This window comes from Pseudarthrobacter sp. alpha12b (assembly GCF_054130495.1).
The window spans coordinates 483,907-502,748 of record NZ_CP196746.1; the positions used below are offsets into that span (position 1 = coordinate 483,907).

Below are 18,842 nucleotides of genomic sequence, written 5' to 3' on the forward strand. Positions count from 1 at the left end.
CGGTCACTCCCACGCTTCCTTGGATCATTCGGAGCCGACGCCCCAGGCGATGGCTGCCCGCAGCAAGGCGAACCGCATCCTGGCCGCGGTACTCATTCCGCTGGCGCTGCTGACCCTCGCCGGGATGGCCGCGCTGTGGCCATCCGGCAGCAAGGAAGGAGTCTCGCTCGCGAACCCCTATTCCACCGCCCCTGGGGTGACCTTCGATACGGGCACCATCCAGAACGTGGTGACGGAGAACTGCCAGCAGGGCACCGGCCAGCAGGGATCGGGCCAGCAGGGCACCGGCCAGCAGGGTTCAACGCAGCAGGCGCCAGGGAAAGGCTCGGACTGCACCTTCGCCTTCACCGAGCCGGACAAGGGCGGAAGCCCGGTGAAGGTGGTCATCAACCCCGACGTTGCCTCCTCGCACGGGGTCAAGCCCGGGGACCAGATCCGGTACCTGAACCTCTCCAACGCCCAGGGTGCGGCAGGGGCACAGGGGTCGCCGGCCTACATCTTCGTGGACTTCGTAAGGACCATGCCGATCGTCCTGCTCGCGGTGCTCTACGCGGTGGTGGTCATCGCCGTCGCCAGGTGGCGCGGGCTGCGTGCCCTGATCGGGCTGGTGGGCGCATACTTCGTGCTCGCAAACTTCCTGCTCCCTGGCCTGGTGGAAGGCAAACCGCCCCTGCTGCTGGCCCTGGTGGGATCCACCGTGATCATGATCGGGGTGCTGTATTTCGCCCACGGATTCTCCGCGCGCACGTCAACCGCGCTCCTGGGCACCATCTTCGGGCTGGCCATCACCGCCCTGCTGGCAGCGTGGGCCACCGACGCCGCCAACCTGGCCGGCGTGGGCAGCCACGACGCCGCCACCTTGGTGAACACGTCGTCGAACATCTCCATCTCCGGCGTGATCCTCTGCGGACTCATCATCTCCGGCCTGGGCGTCCTCAACGACGTCACCATCACCCAGTCCTCGGCGGTGTGGGAGCTCTACGAACTGGCACCGGCCAGCAGCGCCCGGAAGCTGTTCACCTCGGCCATGCGGATCGGCCGCGACCACATCGCCTCAACCGTATACACCATCGCCTTCGCCTACGCCGGCGCCGCGCTGCCCATCCTGATCATCGTCATGCTCTACGACCGGCCGCTGATGGACACCCTCACCAGCGCCGAACTCTCCGAGGAGGTCATCCGGACCCTGGTGGGTTCGATCGGGCTGGTCCTGGCCATCCCGGTCACCACCCTGATCGCCGTGCTGGTGGTCAAGGCAACAGGCATCAAGGCAACGGGCATGGCGGACGACGGCGGGCACAGCCATGCGGAGGACGTGGGGGATACCGGGGCGCTCGCCGCAGCCGCCCTTGACGAACGCAGCCGGCGCACCGCCGTCGAACCAGGCCAGGAGCCCGCCATCCGGCGGGGCCGGCGGGCAGACCGCGGCTGAACCTGCGGGGACGGCCGCCGGTTGCTTACTGGAAGTCGGCCAGCCAGAGATCCGGGCCGAAGACTTCGTATTGGATGTCCTTCGCCCGGACACCTGCGCCAACCAGGGCGGTCCGGACGGCCTGCATGAAGGGCACGGGGCCGCAGAGGTAATACTCGGCGTCGGACGGCAGTTTGACGTCCTTGATGTTCATGAACCCCGAGTGAACCGAGCCGCCGTCGCCGCCGGGGGAAGATCCGCCACCGTCCGGATTCAGGAACCAGGTATTGATGGACCCGTCGGGCAGCGCGGCGAGGTCGGCCGTCACCTGGTTCCGCAGCGCAAACGAGGCAGGGGAGTCGTCCGCGTGCAGGAACAGGACCTTCCGCTGGGAGCCGGACTTGACCAGGTGGGACAGCATGCCGGCCATGGGCGTGATGCCGATGCCGGCGCTTGCCAGCACCACGGGCCGGTCAGTGTATTCCAGGACAACATCGCCGAAGGGCGCGGAGAGGGTGACCTCGTCACCCACGTTGACGTGGTCGTGCAGGAGGTTGGACATCTCGCCGTCCGGCTTGCCTTCCGTGCGGACGCGCTTGACGGCGAACCGCCGGTGCTGCCCGTCGTCGGACTGGGTCAGGCTGTACTGGCGGGGCTGCAGGACGCCGTCGGGCATCTGCATCCGGAGGGTGACGTACTGTCCAGGCAGTGACGGCTTGACCTCCCGCTCGTCGGTCCGCTCCACCACGAAGCTGACAACGTCGTCGGTTTCCTGGATCTTTTCGGCCACCCGCCACGTGCGCCACACGGTCTCCGGGCTTAGCCGGACGGCGTCATACAGCCCGCGTTCCTTGTTGATGAGCATGTTGGCCATAAGCCAGTAGACCTCGTCCCAGGCCGCCGCCACCTCGGGTGTTACCGCGTCGCCAAGGACATCGACGATGGCCCACATGAGGTTGTCGTGCACCACCTGGTACTGCTCGGGGCTCAGGCCCAGGGACACGTGCTTATGCGAAATGCGGGAGAGCAGATGGTCCGGCAGGTGGGTGGGGTCGTTGACCAGGAAGCCTGCGAAAGCGGCGACCGAACCGGCAAGGGCCTGCTGCTGCCGGCCGTCAGCCTGGTTGCCGCGGTTGAACAGGCCATTGAGCAGTTCGGGGTGTTCCCCGAACATGTGCCGGTAGAAGCGGGCGGCGATCTCCTGGATGTTCTCGCCCACCACGGGGAGGGTGGCCTGGATGACGGGGTATGAGGTATCTGACAGCACTTCCATCTCTCCTTGGAGTCGTCCTGCAGGGTTGGACCGCCTCACGGGTGTCCGTCCGCGCCACGCTAGCACCGGGCCTGCAGCCGTAAAAGGCCCCAAAGGCACTGGCCGGAATCACCGATTTGCCCGGCTTTGCAACAATGGACAGGTGACTGTTGCTGCAACTCCGCCCGCCCCCAAGCTGGAACTCCCGCCCCTGAAGCTGGGACCCATCACGGTTGACACCCCGGTGATCCTGGCCCCGATGGCCGGCATCACCAACTCCGCCTTCCGCAGGCTCTGCCGTGAGTACGGCGGCGGCATGTACGTGGCGGAGATGGTCACCTCCCGCGCGCTGGTAGAGCGGACCCCCGAATCCCTCCGCATCATTTCGCATGACGACGACGAGAAAGTCCGCTCCGTCCAGCTGTACGGCGTGGACCCCGGGACCGTCGGCGCTGCCGTGCGGATGTTGGTGGAGGAAGACAGGGCGGACCATATCGACCTCAACTTTGGCTGCCCGGTGCCCAAGGTGACGCGGCGCGGCGGCGGTTCAGCCCTGCCCTGGAAGATCGACCTGTTCACCGCGATCGTGCAGACCGCCGTCAAGGAAGCCGCCAAGGGCAACATTCCACTGACCATCAAGATGCGCAAGGGCATCGACGATGACCACCTGACGTACCTCGACGCTGGCCGCATCGCCCGCGATGCCGGTGTTGCCGCCGTCGCCCTCCACGGCCGTACGGCTGCCCAGTTCTATTCCGGCAAGGCCGACTGGTCCGCCATCGCCCGGCTGCGCGAAGCCCTGCCGGATATCCCCGTGCTGGGCAACGGCGATATCTGGTCCGCCGAGGACGCCGTCCGGATGGTGCGCGAAACCGGCGTGGACGGCGTGGTGGTGGGTCGCGGCTGCCAGGGGCGGCCCTGGCTGTTCGGGGACCTGCAGGCCGCGTTCGAAGGCAGCGACGTCCGCCACCGGCCCAACCTGCGCCAGGTCGCCGAGGGCGTGTACCGCCACGCCGAATTGATGGTGGAGACCTTTGGCGATGAAGGCAAGGCGCTGCGGGAGATCCGCAAGCACATCGCCTGGTACTTCAAGGGCTACGTGGTGGGCGGGGAACTGCGCACCCGGCTGGCCCTGGTCACCAGCCTGGAGGTGCTCCGGGATACGCTGGCCGAGCTGGATCTGGACTCGCCCTACCCCGGCGTGGATGCCGAGGGGCCCCGTGGCCGCGCCGGCTCGCCCAAGAGGCCTGCCCTGCCCAAGGACTGGCTGGACTCCCGGGCCTTGAACGAAGACCAGTCCAAGGACATTGCCGCGGCCGAACTGGACATCTCCGGTGGCTGATGCCTCCGTGGCCGGACACGCAACTGCCGGAACCCCTACCGCCGCCCTGGCGCTGCCCGGCTACGACACGCACGATTCCGCCCGCTGGGTGGAGGAACCGCCCAAAAGCACCTACCGCTCCGACTTTGAACGGGACAGGGCCCGGGTGCTGCACTCCTCCGCCCTGCGCCGCCTCGGCGCCAAAACCCAGGTGGTGGCCCCCGATACGGACGACTTTGTCCGCACCCGCCTCACCCACAGCCTTGAGGTGGCCCAGGTGGGCCGCGAACTGGGCAGGGCCCTGGGTTGCGATCCGGATGTGGTGGACACGGCCTGCCTCAGCCACGACCTGGGCCATCCGCCCTTCGGGCACAACGGTGAGTCGGCGCTCAATGAGGTGGCGCATGCCATCGGCGGCTTCGAAGGCAACGCCCAGACGCTGCGCCTGCTCACCCGGCTCGAACCCAAGGTGCTCACGGCTGACGGCCAGCCCGCCGGACTGAACCTGACCCGCGCAAGCCTTGACGCGGCGTCGAAATATCCTTGGTCGGCACTGGAAGCGCCGGTGATCCACGGCCGGCGGACCAGCAAGTTCGGCGCCTACGAGGACGATCTCCCCATCTTTAACTGGATCCGCGAAGGTGCCCCGGAGCGGCGGACCTGCCTGGAAGCCCAGGTTATGGACCTGGCGGACGATATTTCCTATTCCGTGCACGACGTGGAGGACGCGATCGTCGCCGGCCACTTCCAGCTGCGCTGGATGGACAACCCGGACCACCGGGCACGCGTGGTGGGCTACGCCAAGCAGTGGTACCTGCCGCACAACGATCCCGCCGCCATTGATGCCGCCCTGGCCCGGCTGGAGGCCACGGACGTATGGGTGCGCGAGGCCGATGGCAGCCGCAAATCCATGGGAGCCCTGAAGAACATGACCAGCCAGCTGATCGGCCGGTTCTGCCAGAGCGCGCTGGAAACCACCCGTGCCGTCTATGGGCCGGAGAACCTGACCCGGTACAGCGCCGAACTGATGGTTCCCGATGAAACCGTCATGGAGATCGCGGTGATGAAGGGCCTTGCCACAACGTTCGTGATGACAACGGAGCACCGGCAGCCCATCTACGAGCGCCAGCGGGAAGTGCTCCATGCCCTGGTAACCGCCCTCAGCGCCACGGGGGACCGGCACCTGGAGCCGATGTTCGCGGCCGACTGGCGGGCGGCGGACGACGACGGCGCCCGCCTTCGCGTGGTCATCGACCAGGTGGCGTCCCTCACCGACGGGTCCGCCCTGGCCATGTACGAGCGCCTGGTGGGGAGCCTGCCCTCGCTCTGGTGACCCCCATTTGGTTACCGGCCCGCTTTACCTGCCCTGGTGTACCTGCCCTGTTGGGCCTGACATGGACATTCGCCTGATCAACAGCTTCCTTAAAGCATTTACACAGGAAGGGAGCGCACCATGGGAGGAAAGGCAGGCCGCTAGGAACGGGAGCAGGTCATGAGTACTCGCAGCAGGGGCAAGCGCCTTGCCACCGGGATCACCGCGGCCGTAGGCGTTGGCAGCTTCGCCGCCGCCGGGGTTGCGGCAGCCGCTGTGTACACCGCAACACCTTCCGTGGTTGCCAGGACAACTCCCGCTACAAACACCAGCACGCAGGGAAGCACGCCCAAATCAGGTTCTGCCCGCTCCGACGACGATGACTACGGGACCCGGCAGGACAACAGCTCGCGCCGCTCCAAGAGCTACGGCAACTACGGCAGCACCACGCCGGTCCAGCCAGGCAACGGCGGCACCGTCCACGGCCGGTCGTCGGGGTCCTGACGTGGCACGTTCCGGTATGGCTGGTCCTGGCGCCGCTGCTGCCGAGCGCACAACAACCCCGAATCACACAGCCCCTTCGGAGAAGACAGCCCAATCCAGCTGGACCGTCTGGGAGCTTGAAGCATCGGTCACCGTCACAGACCGGGGCCTGCTTGCGGCCGCTGAAGTAATGGTCCGCGATGTAGTGGCGGCCGTTGACCTCGCCTGCAGCCGCTTCCGTGAAGATTCCGAACTGATGAGGCTCCAGCCCCGAATGGCCGGGGGCGTAAGCATCAGCCCGATGTTCCGGCTGCTTCTCGAACACGCCCTGGACGCTGCCCGGATCACCGGGGGAGACGTCGACCCCACCCTCGGAGCAGACCTGGCCGCCCTGGGACACGGCCCGGGGATGCGCGGCAGGCCCGGGCTCACCAGCGTGGCGGTACCGCTGCAGGCTGCACCGCCCCAGGCTTCACTGCCACGCCCTGCATCACCGCAACCACCAGCACCGCGGGTGCCTGGCTGGTCCCGCCTGCAGCTCGACGGCGGGACCCTGACGGTGCCGCCCGGCCTCCGCCTGGACCTGGGAGCATCAGCAAAGGCAGCAGCGGCCGATCTCGCCGCTGCCGGTGTTCACCGGACGCTGGGCTGCGGGGTGCTCGTAGGCCTGGGAGGCGACCTGGCGAGTGCAGGGCCGGGGCCACAGGAGGACGGAAAGCCCGGCCAGTGGCAGATTGTGGTGCAGGACCTTCCTGCGGACCCTGCCCAGCACATTTCCCTGGCCCCCGGGTTTGCTTTGGCCACGTCCAGTACGCAAAAGCGCCGCTGGAAGCATCAGGGGGCTGAGGTCCACCACATCCTTGACCCCCGCTTTGGCCTCCCGGTCGAGCCAGTCTGGCGGTCCGTGAGCGTTGCGGCGCCTACCTGCCTGGAAGCGAACGCGTTCAGTACCGCTGCGATCGTCCGCGGTTTCGCGGCCCTGGCATGGTTCCGGACCGAAGGCATTTCCGCCCGGCTGGTGGACAGCCAGGGCAGGGTCGCAACCACCGGAGGCTGGCCCGCCGAGCGCCATGACCCCAGCGAAAGCCGCGAACCTCCCGCAGGTACCGGCCCAGGCTCCAGCCCCAGGGGTGCCGGCCATGGATGAGGCGATGTGGGCGTTTGGCCGGGTGAGCGGGTTCGTGTCCCTGGCACTGTTCACCGGGTCCGTGGTGCTGGGGATCCTGAACCGGTCAGGCCGGCCGCTGATGGTGCTGCCGCGATTCTCCATCAGCCTCCTGCACCGGAACATCGCCCTGCTTGCCACGGTCTTCCTGGGGCTGCACGTGGGATCGCTGCTCCTTGACTCCTTTGCCAAGTTGAATCCGGTGGACATCGTGGTGCCGTTCCTGGGATCCTTCCAACCATTCTGGCAGGGTCTGGGAACAGTGGCCCTGGACCTTGTCCTCGCCGTGGTGGTGACGGGCCTGCTGCGGCACCGGATCGGGCAGCGCAGCTTCAAGGCCGTGCACTGGCTCAGCTATGGTGTCTGGCCGGTGGCAATGGCGCACGCCCTGGGAAACGGCACCGACGTTTCAAGCGGCTGGTTCCTCCTGCTGGCTGCGGCGTCCGCGGTGGCCGTTGCCGCGGCCCTGCTGTGGCGGCTGAGCCCCTCCTTCCTCGAAACCTCCCACGCCAGGCAAGGAAACCTCCCGTGAGCCAAGCCAATAACACCTATCCACCGGTGCCCATGCAGATGCAGGACGGCACGGGGCAGGAACCGCGGCTCCTGGCGGCGGGCCCTGACGCGGGGTGGGAACAGCACCTGGACACCTTTGGCCCCTGGGAACCGCGCGCTGCCGGACCCGGACTCCTGGAGGAACTGGCGGCGGCCGGACTGACCGGCCGGGGCGGGGCGGCGTTCGAAACCTGGCGCAAGGCCACTGCCGCTGCCGGGTCCGGCAGGAAGGGCATGTTTGCGGCCCGCCCCGTGGTGGTCGCCAACGGCGCCGAAGGCGAACCGCTCAGCTTCAAGGACCGGACACTCCTTGCCCACGCGCCCCACCTGGTGATCGACGGGCTGATGGTCCTGGCCGAAGCCCTGGGCGGCGCAAGCACGTACGTGTACGCACCTGCGGCCCGGCTGCCCCGCGTGCGGCAGGCCATCAGTGAACGCCCCCGGGGCAAAAGGATCCGGCTGGTGCAGGCGCCCGAAACGTTCATCTCCGGTGAGTCAAGCGCCGTGGTCAATATGATCGCCAACGGCAGCGCCGTCCCCACCGACCAGCGCCGGCGCCTCAGCGAGTCCGGCCTCAACGGCCGGCCCACGCTGGTGGTCAACGTCGAGACCCTCGCCCAGGTTGCCCTGATAGCCCGCTACGGGGCGCAGTGGTTCCGCCAGGCTGGGACTGCGACGGACCCGGGTACCCGGCTGGTGTCCGTCTCCGGCCCCGCCCCGGTACGGGATGTGGTGCTGGAGGTGCCCGGCGGCGCGCAACTTTCGGCGGTCCTGCAGGAAGCGGGGATGGACCCTGCTGCCCTGTCGGCGGTCCTGGTGGGTGGCTACCACGGGCGGTGGGTGCGGCCGGCTGCGCACGCGCTCTCACCGGTGGGGCCACCGGGCCGCACGGCCCGGCCGGGCGCAGGCGTGATCCATGCCCTGGACCTGCAGGCCTGCGGCATCCAGGCGACGGCCCGGATGGTCAGCTACCTCGCCGACCAGTCCGCCAGGCAATGCGGGCCCTGTATGTTCGGGCTGCCGGCCATGGCGTCCGTCCTCAACCGGATCGCCGGAGGGGAAACAAATCCCCGCCTTGCCGCCGAGCTGGACCGCCTGGGGCGGCTGGTGTCCGGGCGCGGTGCGTGCAGGCACCCGGAAGGAACCACGGGACTGGTCAGCAGCGCCCTGGAGGTCTTCGCTGCCGACTTCCGCGCCCACCTTTCCGGATACTGCACGGGCCCCGGAGGCGCAGCAGCATGAAAACACACCTGCACATCGACTGGACCAGCTGCGACGGCCGCGGCCTGTGCGCCGAACTGCTTCCGGGGGTCCTGGACCGGGACGACTGGGGGTACCCCGTGGCGCGCGGGAAAGTGGGCCGCGAACGGACGGACGTTCCGCTGCGCGACGCCGACCGGGAAGCCGCGCAGGAGGCCGTCTTCCTTTGCCCCAAGCTGGCCCTGAGCCTGCTGGAGCGGTCGGTGCCGGAACCGGCGAAGCCCGCGCCTGGCCGTTGAGGCCGGCACAGTGACACTAAGATTGCTGTGTGGCTGGGCTGATTAAACGTGAAGATATTGACGAAGTACGCCAGCGCACTGACATCAAGGAAGTGGTTGACGGCTACGTCACCCTCAAGGGCGCCGGGCTGGGAACCTTCAAAGGTCTGTGCCCCTTCCACGATGAGCGCTCGCCGTCCTTCACCGTGCGTCCCCAGGTAGGCCGCTACCACTGCTTCGGCTGCGGCGAGGACGGCGATGTCATCGCCTTTGTCCAAAAGCAGGACCACAGTTCCTTCCAGGAAGCCGTGGAAAAGCTCGCGTCCCGGATCGGCTACGAACTCCGCTACGAGGACGGTGGAACCGGCCCCAACCGCGAGGAAGTGGGCCGCCGCCAGCGGCTGCTGGACGCACACAAGATCGCGGACGAATTCTTCCGTGCCCAAATGCTCACGCCAGGCGCCGCCACGGCCCGCAACTTCCTGTTCGGCCGCGGCTTTGACCGGGCAGCTGCAGAACACTTTGGCTGCGGCTACGCGCCCCAGGGCTGGGATGCCCTCCTGAAGCACCTTCGCGGCCGCGGCTTCACTGACGCCGAGCTCAGACTCACCGGGATGTTCAGTGAGGGCAACCGCGGCATTTACGACCGTTTTCGCGGCCGCCTTATCTGGCCCATCAAGGACATGGCCGGCGACACCATTGGCTTCGGCGCCCGCAAGCTGTACGAGGACGACCAGGGACCCAAGTACCTCAATACCCCTGAGACAACCCTCTACAAGAAGTCCCAGGTCCTGTACGGCATCGACCTCGCCAAGAAGAGCATCGCCAAAGACAGGCAGCTGGTGGTGGTGGAGGGCTACACCGACGTCATGGCCTGCCACCTTGCAGGAATTACGACGGCGGTGGCCACGTGCGGCACGGCGTTCGGCACCGAGCACATCAAGATCGCCCGCCGGCTTTTGTCCGATGACGGCACCGGGGGAGAGGTGGTGTTCACCTTCGACGGTGACGCCGCCGGCCAGAAAGCTGCCCTGCGGGCCTTCGAAGAGGACCAGCGTTTCACCGCCCAGACATACGTGGCCGTGGAACCCACCGGCGCAGATCCCTGCGACCTCCGCCTCAGCCGGGGGGATGAGGCGGTGCACGCCCTGATCCAGTCGCGGCGGCCGCTGTTCGAGTTTGCCATCCGCAGCACACTGAAGCAGTTCAACCTGGACACCGTTGAAGGCCGCGTCCAGGGCCTCAAGGCCTCAGTGCCGGTGGTGGCGGCCATCCGCGATGCCTCCACCCGGACGGGCTACTGCCAGGCGCTGACCGGCTGGCTGGGCATGCCGGACCCCAATGAGGTCCTGCGGCTGGTCACCGCAGAAGTGAAGAACGCCGGAAAACGCGGCGAACCGGGACGGTCCCCGGCTCCGGGCCAGCCGCAAGCAGGCGGTCCTTCCAGCCCAGCCCCCGCCCAACCCGGCGGGCCCGGCGTTGCCGCCGGGCCGTCGTCGGGCGTTGTCCCCTCCTTCCACCGCCCCGACCCGCGCGATCCCGTGGCCTCCATGGAGCGGCAGGCGCTCGAAGTTGCCCTGCAGCAGCCGTCCCTGCTGGCAGGCGGCGTCTGGGACCGCTTTGCCGCTGCCCGGTTCGCCATCCCGGCCTTCCAGGCCGTCCACGACGCCATGCGTGCCGCGGGACCCGGACTGACTGTCGATCCGGTGCGCTGGGTGGAGCAGGTGATGCACGAGGTCCCGGAGCCCCTCCGGCCCCTGGTCTCGGAGCTCGCCGTGGTGCCGCTGCCGGCCCATACGGAGGAAGCGGTGCTGAAGTACTGCCGGGATATCCTGTCGCGGCTTTTCGAACTCCAAATCACCCGGGTCAAGGCGGACAAGATGGGCCAGCTCCAACGCCTCGACGCCGCAGCGGACCCGGAAACCTACCAGCGGCTCAACCGCGAACTGATGATGCTGGAGATGGAACGCCGGGCGCTGCGGGCGGAGTCGTAGGCGCGGCCTGGCCCACGGGCCAAGGGGTGGGCCAGGTCACTGCCGCACGATTTCGTTTCGGCGGCAGGTGTTTGCTAGGCTAATATCCGCTTCATTCCTCCTTAGCTCAATTGGCAGAGCATTCGACTGTTAATCGAAGGGTTGCTGGTTCAAGTCCAGCAGGAGGAGCTTCCAATCCCCGTTCCGGCCTCCGGAACGGGGATTTTTGTTTCCCCAGCAGGGCCGTTTGAGCCCGGAAAACCGCCGATTTCCCATGGGCCGGAATCCTTTGCTAATGTCATACCTGCTTCATTCCTCCTTAGCTCAATTGGCAGAGCATTCGACTGTTAATCGAAGGGTTGCTGGTTCAAGTCCAGCAGGAGGAGCGCTACGAAAAATCCCCGTTCCTCCATTGGGAGGAATGGGGATTTTTTTGTTTCCGCGGGTGGGAAGCGGACGTCAGACGAAGTCCATTTCCACCTGCAGGAACCTTTCGGCCTCGGCGATCGCCGCCTGGAAGGCTTCGTTCTCCGTGGGGGATTTGCGGGGCTCGCGCGGGTTCCATTCATGCGGCGCGGAGTGGATCCGCACAAAGCCGGCGTCCGGCGGAGCGTAAAAGATTCCGAAGCGCTGAACGGGCCATTCCGGCGACGTTTCCGGCGCCACCAGCAGGGCCGCCTTGAAAGCGGGATTGAACCATTGGGCGATGGGCCGCCGCCGGTCCTCTGTGAACAGCCCTGCCGCATACAGCGCCGCCGACTGCTGGCCTGCCTGCGCGCACAGCCGCTCCCACCACAGTGGCAGGATCCTGGCGTCGCACCGTTGCCATGTGGCCGGAAGTGGCGGTTGGTTCTGCCAGCTGGACACGGGATCATTTTATCGCGCGAGGGTGCCGGAGGGCAGGGACGGCAGGCGTCAACCGGCGAGTCCGGCAGCAGGAGCAGTCAGCGGCGGTCGCGGCGGCCCGGATTGACCCGGTACAGGAGCGCGGCACCCGCCAGCGTTCCCAGGATGATGCCCATGGCGGGGTTGCCAAGGGCGCGGCCGGCAAAATAGCCCACGACGGCGCCAAGCACCGCCCCGAGGAACAGCCCCCTTCCGTTGCGGTGCGGTTTACGGCTCACAGGATGCCTTTCGTGGAGGGGACGGGCGGTGGTGGACCGTGTGCTTTGTAGGGGGTCAGTGCTCAGTGAATGGAAGGCGCCCAGTGTACGGCCGGAGCTCAGTGGATCGAGGGTACCGTGCGCGGCCGGACCACCAGCCAGAGTGCCGCGATCGCCAGCAGGATGCATGCCGCCTGCACTGCTCCCATGGGCGCGGCGCTGGTGATGCCGAGCCAGCCCACCACGGGGGAGATAAGCCCGGCCATGAGGAACGTCGCCGCGCCCAGCAGGGACGCTGCCGTGCCTGCCTGCGCGGCGTGCCCGGCCAGGGCCAGCACCTGGACGCAGGGGAACATGAAACCGGTGCCCATGATGTAGAACCACAGCGGGACCATCACGCCCCACAGGCCCAGGCCCGCCCGGTCGAAGACCACGATCAGCAGGGCCATCAGGAACATCCAGGCCGTGGCGCCTGCCAGGATCCACTGCGGCGGCACAATCCTGATCAGCCGCGAACTGGTCTGCACGCCGGCCACGATGCCCAGCGAGTTGATGCCAAAGAGCAGCCCGTACTGCTGGGCGGAGAATCCGAACACGTCCTGGAAAAGGAAGGGCGAGGCTGACAGATAGGTGAAGAGGCCGCCGAAATTGAAACCCGCCACCATGAGCAGGCCCACGAAGATCCGGTCGCTGAACAGAGCCTTATAACGTTGCCGGGCTGTCATGCCGCTCCGGCCCCTCTTCTCCGGCGGAAGCGTTTCCCGGACCAGGAGCAGTGCGGCCACGATCACCAATGTCCCGTATGCGGCCAGGAACACGAAGATGCCCGGCCACGGCATCACCAGGAGCAGTTGCGAGCCGATGACGGGGGCAAGGATGGGGGCCAGCCCGTTGACCAGGGACATCCGGGAGAACATCCGCACCATGGCGTAACCGGAAAACAGGTCCCGCACCATGGCCATGGCCACCACGCCGCCGCCCGCCGCGCCCACGCCCATCAGCACACGGAAAACTCCCAGCGTGGTGATGTCCGTGGACGTCGCGGCGCCCAGGGATGCCGCGATGTGCAGGGCCGTCGCCAGGATCAGTGGCGTCCGGCGCCCGAACTTGTCGCTGAAGGGACCGACCATCAGCTGCCCGAACGCGAAGCCGACCGTGGTCCCCGCCAGTGTGAGCTGTACCTGGGCCTCGGTCACCCCCAGGCTTGCTTCAAGTGCCGGAAAGGCGGGCAGGTAAAGGTCGATCGTGAACGGGCCGAGGGCGGTCAGGGCGCCCAGAAGGAGGATGTACAGCAGCTTCCGGCGGCGGGTCAGCAGGTCGCCCGGATTGGGGGGATTGGTCACGGAGAACAATCCTAGGCCCGGGCATGGCGGTTTTTGCAGCGTTGTAGGCCGCGCCGTCCGGCAAGCCCCCAAGTTCGCCCTGAACCTGAATGGTAGTTTTGGTGGCGTGGACTGTGCGGCTGCACATTTCCGCAGCAACGGAAGCAGTATCGACCCATAAACCAGTAAGGCGGAACCGATGAGTGGACGTCACAGCGGGCGTACCAGCCCGGGATTGCGTATCACTGCGCTGCCCGGAACGGCAAGACTCCTTTTCCGGTTGGCCCCCCGCCAGCTCAACGACGAGATCGCCTTCGCCAAGATTGAACTTAAGCGCAAGGGAATCCAGGTGGGGGTGGCCGCGGCCTTCTTCGCCGTGGCGCTTCTTTTCCTTGCGTTCCTGGTGGTTGGCCTGATCGTCGCGGCCATCATGGGGCTGGCCACCATCATGCCCGCCTGGCTGGCAGCCCTCCTGGTCTCCGCCGCTTTCCTGCTGATAGCCCTCATCGGTGGCCTGGTTGGCCTCGCGAGGTTCAAGAAGGCCATGCCGCTCATGCCGGAGGAAACGATCCGGGGCATCAGGCACGATATCGGGGTTGCCCGGGAAGGTTCCGCCTTCAACCCGGCCATCCTGGATCCGGAGAGCCCGGAGGCTAAGGCTGCGAAGGCCGCCAAGGCCGAAGCAGCTGCCAAGGCAAAGGCCGAGAAGGCAGCCAAGGCCGCCGAGCACGGCAAGGAGTTCCCGCACGCGTCCGAACCCGAGCTGGTGCGACGCCTGAGCCAGCGCCGCCACCACCTGACCGAGGTCCGGGACGAACTCGGCACCGAGCTGGACGTCAAGACCCAGGCGCGGTACGTGCTGGCCGCCGCCCAGGTCAAGGCGCGCGAAAGCCAGGTGCTGGCGCAGCGCGGTGTGGACGCGGCGGGGCAAAGGCTTGCAGCCCTGTCCGGTTCCGCTGACCTGCCCAGGCGCTGGAAGCCGCTGACGGCCTTTGTTGCGGCCGGTACCGTCCTTGTGGTCCTCCTGCGCAGGCTCCTGCGGTCCAACTAGGCCAGTTTCCGATGAACGTTTCATAACCGAAAGACCGCGCCGTGGCGCAGCAGGAAGGAAAGGGGGACGGGTGAAGTTCATTGGTGCAGGCGCCCGCCCCGGCCGTCCCCAGGTGGACCATGACCGCGTGGTCACCATCCCCAACCTGCTCACCGTGGTGCGGTTCATGGGTGTTCCGCTCTTTATGTGGCTTGTCCTGGCCCAAAAGGAATACGGGGCCGGTGTGATCGTCCTGGCTGTCATGGCCGGGACGGACTGGATTGACGGCTATATCGCGCGCCGGTTCGACCAAGCCTCCAAGCTTGGCAGGGTCCTTGACCCCATCGCCGACCGCCTTGCCCTGCTGGCCGTGGCGTTCACCCTGGTGATTGCCGGCGTCGTGCATTGGCTGTACCTGGCCGCTCTGGTGGTTCCTGACGCCGTCCTGCTCATACTGACGCTCTCCCTCTTCCGGGGCCACCCGGACCTGCCGGTCAGCGTGGTGGGCAAGGTGCGGACCGGGCTGCTGCTGCTGGGCACGCCGCTGCTGGTCCTCTCCCGCCTGGACAGCGGTTTCTCCGACCAGCTGTTCGCTACCGCCTGGGTGGTGCTGGGCCTGGGCCTGGTTGGCCACTGGATCGCCGCCTACAACTACTTCTGGGCCATGCTGCGCAAGGGCCGGGCGCTGAAACAGCACGACGGCGGGAACGGCTGATGGTGTGGTTTGCCGTCGGCCTGGCGGTGCTCGGCGCCTTCTGCCTGGCCCTGGGTGCCCAGCGCCAGGGCAGCGCCGTCAAAGCCGATACCGGCGGCCTGGCGCTGAGTTCCAACGGATTCCTGCGCCTGCTGCGCAATCCCCGGTGGATGTTCGGGCTCCTGCTGCTGTGCACCGGCATGGCCATGAACGCTGTTGCCCTGGTCTCCGCACCGCTCACGGTGATCCAGCCCATTGGCGCCATTGCCCTGGTGATCACCACGGTGGTCAACGCGCGGGACCAGGACCTGACCATCAACCGTGCCACCGCCGTCTCGATTGGCGCCTGCGTCGCCGGGTCTGCGCTCTTTGTCCTCCTGGCGGTCAACGTCACCCAGGAGAACCACCATGTCAGCCCGGAGGACGAGCTCACCATCGTGCTGCTGCTGGCCCTGGCGGTGGGGCTGTTCGGCACGCTGGCAGTGACGTTCAGGCACCGGATGAACGCGTTCATCTACATCCTCGGCGCCGGCATCCTGTTCGGCTTCGTGGCGGTCCTCACGCGGATTATTGGCAAGCACCTCCTGGACCCCAACGGACTCTTCCTGCTGAACGTCCAGTGGTACTCCGTGGTGGCCATTATCGCGGCCGGCGGCCTGGGCTCCTGGTTCGTGCAGAGCGCGTACTCCACCGGGCCGCCGGACCTGGTCATCGCCGGACTCACGGTGGTGGACCCCATGGTGGGCATTGCCATCGGCATCATCATCCTGGGCGAACTGCGCCCCGATGTCCATGCCGTCATGGCCATTGCAATGGGAACCGCCGCCTGCCTTGCTATCGTTGGGGTTATCGCCCTTTCCCGGCACCACCCGGAGGTCACCAAGCGCAAGAAGGACGCGCGGAAGGCCGCCGGAAGGCCGTCCCACTAGTCCATTTCCGCCCGAAACCAGCTATCCCACGAAGCCCGGCGCCCGTGCGCCAGCGGCCGACCGTGCTGTCAGTCCCAGCTGTCCGCACCGTGACCATCAGGAGTACTCCCCATGACCACGCCAGCCGACCAGCGTCCCCTGACCATCCTGATCGCGGCGGACACCTATCCGCCGGATGTCAACGGCGCTGCCCAGTTTGGATACAGGCTGGCCAAGGGAATGACTGCCCGGGGCCACAACGTCCATGTCCTCGCGTCCCGCGACAGCAAGGGAAAGAGCTTCACCGAGTTCCGCGCGGAAGCAACCGTGCACCGGCTCCGCTCGCACAGGGCGTTCACCCACGAGAGCTTCCGCATCTGCCTCCCCTGGGAAATCAAGAAGGAAATCAGCCTGCTGTTCGACCGGGTGAAGCCCGACGTGGTGCATATCCAAAGCCACTACATGATCGGCGAACACGTGCTCTATGAGGCCGTGAAGCGCGGCGTCAGGATCGTGGCCACCAACCACTTCATGCCCGAAAACCTCAACCCCTTCCTGCCGTTCCCCCAGTGGTTCAAGGACATCATTGGCCGGATCTCCTGGAAGGACATGGGTAAGGTTATGGGACAGGCGGACGTGGTGACCACCCCCACGCCCCTGGCCGCCAGGGCCATGCATGACCACGCCTTCCTGCGGAAGGTGCTCCCGCTGTCCAACGGCATCGACTCCGCCGCCTATGAACTGCAGCCCGGCGAGCACGTCGAGCCGCATGCCCACCCCACCGTGCTGTTCGTCGGACGCCTTGCGGAGGAAAAGCATGTGGATGTGCTCATCAAGGCCATCGCCAAGACGCCGCCGGAGCTCAACGTGCATCTGGAGATCGTGGGCGGCGGCGAAGTTCGCTCCGACTTGGAGGACCTGGTACGGCGGCTTGGACTTACCAGCCGGGTGAAGTTCCTGGGCCTCGCCAGCGACGATGAACTGCGTACCGCCTACATCCGGGCCGACCTGTTCTGCATGCCCGGAACCGCGGAGCTGCAGTCCCTGGTGACCCTGGAAGCGATGTCCGCCTCCACGCCCGTGGTCCTGGCCGATGCCATGGCCCTGCCGCACTTGGTGCGCGACGGCGAGAACGGCTACCTCTTCACGCCCAACGACAGCGATGACCTGGCCAAGAAGATCACCCAGGTCCTGGAGCTGCCCAAGGACGGGCAACGCGCCATGGGCCGGGCCAGCCGGCAGATGGTGGAGCCCCACAGCATCCAGGGAACGCTGCAGACCTTCGAGGACCTGTACCGCGGCGCCACCTACGAGGACAAAGTGGTCTGAACCCTTTCCCGGGTTTGCTAGAGTGTTTTTGCCCTGCCGGAGCGTGGCGTGTCAACACACGGTCCGGGGCTTGGGGGGCTATAGCTCAGCTGGTTAGAGCGCGGGACTCATAATCCTAAGGTCCTCGGTTCAAGTCCGAGTAGCCCTACCGACAACCGCGGCCGACGTTTTTCGTTGGCCGCGGTTTTCTTGGTTAAGCCCGGCCCCTGAGGTATGTTACTGACCAGTAACATACCGTGCTCCGCTCCGCTGCATGGTCAGCGCTGATCATCAAAGAAGGTAACCATGGCCACCTCCGCAGCCGATTTCCAAGAGCTTCCGTACGCTGATGGCGACTTCTTCGCCTTCGAGCAGCTTCTCTCCGGCAAGGAGCAGGACCGGCTCGCCGAAGTCCGCGACTTCCTGGCACGCGAAGTCAGGCCCATCGCGGTGGACTGCTGGAACCGCGGGGAGTTTCCCATGGACCTGGTGCCGAAGCTTGCCGGCCTGGACCTGGTCAGCCCGGTCCGGCGGCAGGGGTACTCCAACCTCTTCGCCGGCATGCTGCACGCCGAGGCCACCCGTGCCGACGCCTCCATCGCCACCTTCCTGGGCGTGCACGACGGGCTGTTCACCGGTTCCATTGAGTTGCTGGCATCGCAGGAGCAGAAGGACGAGTGGCTCCCCGACATCTACGCCCTCAGGAAGATCGGCGCCTTTGGCCTGACCGAGCCGCTGGGCGGCAGCGACGTGGCCGGCGGAACACGCACCACGGCGCGCAGGGACGGGGGCAACTGGATCCTCAACGGCGCGAAGCGGTGGATCGGCAACGCCACCTTCTCCGACTGGGTAGTGGTGTACGCCCGCGATGTGGCAGACAACCAGGTCAAGGGCTTCATGGTGGACACGACCCGTGACGGGTTCAGTGCGGCAAAGATCGAGAACAAGATCTCCCTGCGCACCGTCCAAAACGCTGACATCGTCCTGACTGACGTGGTGGTCCCGGACCACTTCAAGCTCGCCAACGCCAACAGCTTCCGCGACGTCAACAAGGTGCTCAAGGTCACCCGGCTGTCCGTAGCCTGGCAGGCTGTCGGGCTCCAAATGGCCGCTTTCGATGTTGCCCGCCGCTATGCCGTTGAGCGCCAGCAGTTCGGCCGCCCCCTGGCCTCCTTCCAGCTCATCCAGGACCAGCTGGTCCGGATCCTGGGCAACACGGTCAGCTCCATGGGCATGATGGTCAGGCTTTCGCAGCTGGAGGACGCCGGGGAAGCCAAGGACGAGCAATCCGCCCTGGCCAAGGCATTCGCCACTGCCCGCATGCGGGAGAGCGTGGCGCTGGGCCGCAGCATCCTGGGCGGCAACGGCATCGTGACCGACTATGAGATGGCCAAGATCTTCGCCGACGCCGAGGCCATCTACTCCTACGAGGGCACGGCCGAGATCAACACCCTGGTCACGGGCCGGGCCATCACCGGCATCTCGGCCATCGTGTAGGCTGCGCCGCGCTCCTTGAGCGGCGGCGCCGCG

General features: G+C 66.8%; 18 protein-coding genes and 3 tRNA genes. 17 read left to right on the forward strand and 4 right to left on the reverse strand.

Annotated elements, in window-relative coordinates; genetic code table 11:
* The first annotated feature begins 49 nt into the window (after positions 1-49).
* Positions 50-1,432, forward strand: a complete 1,383-nt coding sequence (locus ACTAQI_RS02085; RefSeq protein ID WP_457949229.1) for a YibE/F family protein — start codon at positions 50-52, stop codon at positions 1,430-1,432.
* A 25-nt stretch (positions 1,433-1,457) separates the two neighbouring features.
* Here ACTAQI_RS02085 and ACTAQI_RS02090 read toward each other — a convergent pair whose 3' ends face one another.
* Positions 1,458-2,678 (reverse strand): globin domain-containing protein, encoded by a 1,221-nt coding sequence (locus ACTAQI_RS02090; protein ID WP_457950965.1) that lies wholly within the window; start codon positions 2,676-2,678, stop codon positions 1,458-1,460.
* A gap of 148 nt (positions 2,679-2,826) precedes the next feature.
* On the opposite strand from ACTAQI_RS02090, the gene dusB reads away from it, so the two are divergent.
* The 10 genes from dusB to ACTAQI_RS02140 all read left to right on the forward strand — a co-directional run bounded on the left by dusB (position 2,827) and on the right by ACTAQI_RS02140 (position 11,333).
* On the forward strand, positions 2,827-4,005 hold the full coding sequence (gene dusB, locus ACTAQI_RS02095) for a tRNA dihydrouridine synthase DusB (protein WP_457949230.1): 1,179 nt from the start codon (positions 2,827-2,829) through the stop codon (positions 4,003-4,005).
* Positions 3,998-5,317: a deoxyguanosinetriphosphate triphosphohydrolase gene (locus ACTAQI_RS02100; RefSeq protein WP_457949232.1), complete on the forward strand. Its 1,320-nt coding sequence runs from the start codon at positions 3,998-4,000 to the stop codon at positions 5,315-5,317. The genes dusB and ACTAQI_RS02100 overlap by 8 nt, the downstream gene beginning before the upstream one ends.
* A gap of 159 nt (positions 5,318-5,476) precedes the next feature.
* Positions 5,477-5,800: a hypothetical protein gene (locus tag ACTAQI_RS02105; RefSeq protein ID WP_457949234.1), complete on the forward strand. Its 324-nt coding sequence runs from the start codon at positions 5,477-5,479 to the stop codon at positions 5,798-5,800.
* A gap of 1 nt (position 5,801) precedes the next feature.
* The gene (locus ACTAQI_RS02110; RefSeq protein WP_457949236.1) at positions 5,802-6,926 is read left to right on the forward strand and encodes an FAD:protein FMN transferase; all 1,125 of its coding nucleotides are present in this window, start codon (positions 5,802-5,804) and stop codon (positions 6,924-6,926) included.
* The gene (locus ACTAQI_RS02115; RefSeq protein WP_457949238.1) at positions 6,919-7,476 is read left to right on the forward strand and encodes a ferric reductase-like transmembrane domain-containing protein; all 558 of its coding nucleotides are present in this window, start codon (positions 6,919-6,921) and stop codon (positions 7,474-7,476) included. The genes ACTAQI_RS02110 and ACTAQI_RS02115 overlap by 8 nt, the downstream gene beginning before the upstream one ends.
* A complete protein-coding gene (locus ACTAQI_RS02120; RefSeq protein ID WP_457949240.1) occupies positions 7,473-8,738 on the forward strand; it encodes an NADH-ubiquinone oxidoreductase-F iron-sulfur binding region domain-containing protein in 1,266 nt (421 codons plus the stop codon). Before ACTAQI_RS02115 ends, ACTAQI_RS02120 begins: the two co-directional genes overlap by 4 nt.
* The gene (locus ACTAQI_RS02125; protein WP_457949241.1) at positions 8,735-8,995 is read left to right on the forward strand and encodes a ferredoxin; all 261 of its coding nucleotides are present in this window, start codon (positions 8,735-8,737) and stop codon (positions 8,993-8,995) included. The genes ACTAQI_RS02120 and ACTAQI_RS02125 overlap by 4 nt, the downstream gene beginning before the upstream one ends.
* A gap of 29 nt (positions 8,996-9,024) precedes the next feature.
* Positions 9,025-10,968 (forward strand): DNA primase, encoded by a 1,944-nt coding sequence (dnaG, locus tag ACTAQI_RS02130; protein ID WP_457949243.1) that lies wholly within the window; start codon positions 9,025-9,027, stop codon positions 10,966-10,968.
* A 95-nt stretch (positions 10,969-11,063) separates the two neighbouring features.
* Positions 11,064-11,136: transfer RNA gene (locus tag ACTAQI_RS02135), tRNA-Asn, on the forward strand.
* A 124-nt stretch (positions 11,137-11,260) separates the two neighbouring features.
* Positions 11,261-11,333 (forward strand) — tRNA-Asn (locus ACTAQI_RS02140).
* 73 nt (positions 11,334-11,406) lie between these two features.
* On the opposite strand, the gene ACTAQI_RS02145 is transcribed toward ACTAQI_RS02140, so the two are convergent.
* From ACTAQI_RS02145 to ACTAQI_RS02155, 3 genes are all read right to left on the reverse strand, one after another.
* Entirely contained in the window at positions 11,407-11,814 is a 408-nt protein-coding gene (locus tag ACTAQI_RS02145) for a hypothetical protein (RefSeq protein WP_457949244.1), read from the reverse strand.
* Positions 11,815-11,891: 77 nt separating this feature from the next.
* Positions 11,892-12,071 carry a hypothetical protein gene (locus ACTAQI_RS02150; protein ID WP_457949245.1) on the reverse strand — a complete coding sequence of 60 codons (180 nt, stop codon included), beginning with the start codon at positions 12,069-12,071 and terminating at the stop codon, positions 11,892-11,894.
* Between the two features lie 98 nt (positions 12,072-12,169).
* Complete coding sequence (locus ACTAQI_RS02155; RefSeq protein WP_457949247.1) at positions 12,170-13,393, reverse strand: multidrug effflux MFS transporter; 1,224 nt, start codon at positions 13,391-13,393, stop codon at positions 12,170-12,172.
* A 178-nt stretch (positions 13,394-13,571) separates the two neighbouring features.
* On the opposite strand from ACTAQI_RS02155, the gene ACTAQI_RS02160 reads away from it, so the two are divergent.
* The 6 genes from ACTAQI_RS02160 to ACTAQI_RS02185 all read left to right on the forward strand — a co-directional run bounded on the left by ACTAQI_RS02160 (position 13,572) and on the right by ACTAQI_RS02185 (position 18,809).
* Entirely contained in the window at positions 13,572-14,423 is an 852-nt protein-coding gene (locus ACTAQI_RS02160; protein ID WP_457949248.1) for a phage holin family protein, read from the forward strand.
* A 70-nt stretch (positions 14,424-14,493) separates the two neighbouring features.
* Positions 14,494-15,117, forward strand: coding sequence for a CDP-alcohol phosphatidyltransferase family protein (locus ACTAQI_RS02165; protein ID WP_457949250.1), 624 nt, complete (start codon positions 14,494-14,496; stop codon positions 15,115-15,117).
* A complete protein-coding gene (locus ACTAQI_RS02170; RefSeq protein ID WP_457949251.1) occupies positions 15,117-16,025 on the forward strand; it encodes a DMT family transporter in 909 nt (302 codons plus the stop codon). The genes ACTAQI_RS02165 and ACTAQI_RS02170 overlap by 1 nt, the downstream gene beginning before the upstream one ends.
* 111 nt (positions 16,026-16,136) lie before the next feature.
* Positions 16,137-17,333 carry a glycosyltransferase gene (locus tag ACTAQI_RS02175; protein WP_457949252.1) on the forward strand — a complete coding sequence of 399 codons (1,197 nt, stop codon included), beginning with the start codon at positions 16,137-16,139 and terminating at the stop codon, positions 17,331-17,333.
* Positions 17,334-17,407: 74 nt separating this feature from the next.
* Positions 17,408-17,481 (forward strand) — tRNA-Ile (locus tag ACTAQI_RS02180).
* 137 nt (positions 17,482-17,618) lie between these two features.
* Positions 17,619-18,809, forward strand: coding sequence for an acyl-CoA dehydrogenase family protein (locus tag ACTAQI_RS02185; protein WP_457949253.1), 1,191 nt, complete (start codon positions 17,619-17,621; stop codon positions 18,807-18,809).
* The last annotated feature ends 33 nt before the right edge of the window (positions 18,810-18,842 follow it).

What these genes read in the sequence shown, in the direction of transcription:
- ACTAQI_RS02085 (WP_457949229.1), top strand. Translation starts at nt 50, where the DNA reads ATGGCTGCCCGCAGCAAGGCGAACCGCATCCTGGCCGCGGTACTCATT.
- ACTAQI_RS02105 (WP_457949234.1), top strand. Translation starts at nt 5,477, where the DNA reads ATGAGTACTCGCAGCAGGGGCAAGCGCCTTGCCACCGGGATCACCGCG.
- ACTAQI_RS02115 (WP_457949238.1), top strand. Translation starts at nt 6,919, where the DNA reads ATGGATGAGGCGATGTGGGCGTTTGGCCGGGTGAGCGGGTTCGTGTCC.
- ACTAQI_RS02125 (WP_457949241.1), top strand. Translation starts at nt 8,735, where the DNA reads ATGAAAACACACCTGCACATCGACTGGACCAGCTGCGACGGCCGCGGC.
- ACTAQI_RS02160 (WP_457949248.1), top strand. Translation starts at nt 13,572, where the DNA reads ATGAGTGGACGTCACAGCGGGCGTACCAGCCCGGGATTGCGTATCACT.
- ACTAQI_RS02170 (WP_457949251.1), top strand. Translation starts at nt 15,117, where the DNA reads ATGGTGTGGTTTGCCGTCGGCCTGGCGGTGCTCGGCGCCTTCTGCCTG.
- ACTAQI_RS02175 (WP_457949252.1), top strand. Translation starts at nt 16,137, where the DNA reads ATGACCACGCCAGCCGACCAGCGTCCCCTGACCATCCTGATCGCGGCG.
- ACTAQI_RS02185 (WP_457949253.1), top strand. Translation starts at nt 17,619, where the DNA reads ATGGCCACCTCCGCAGCCGATTTCCAAGAGCTTCCGTACGCTGATGGC.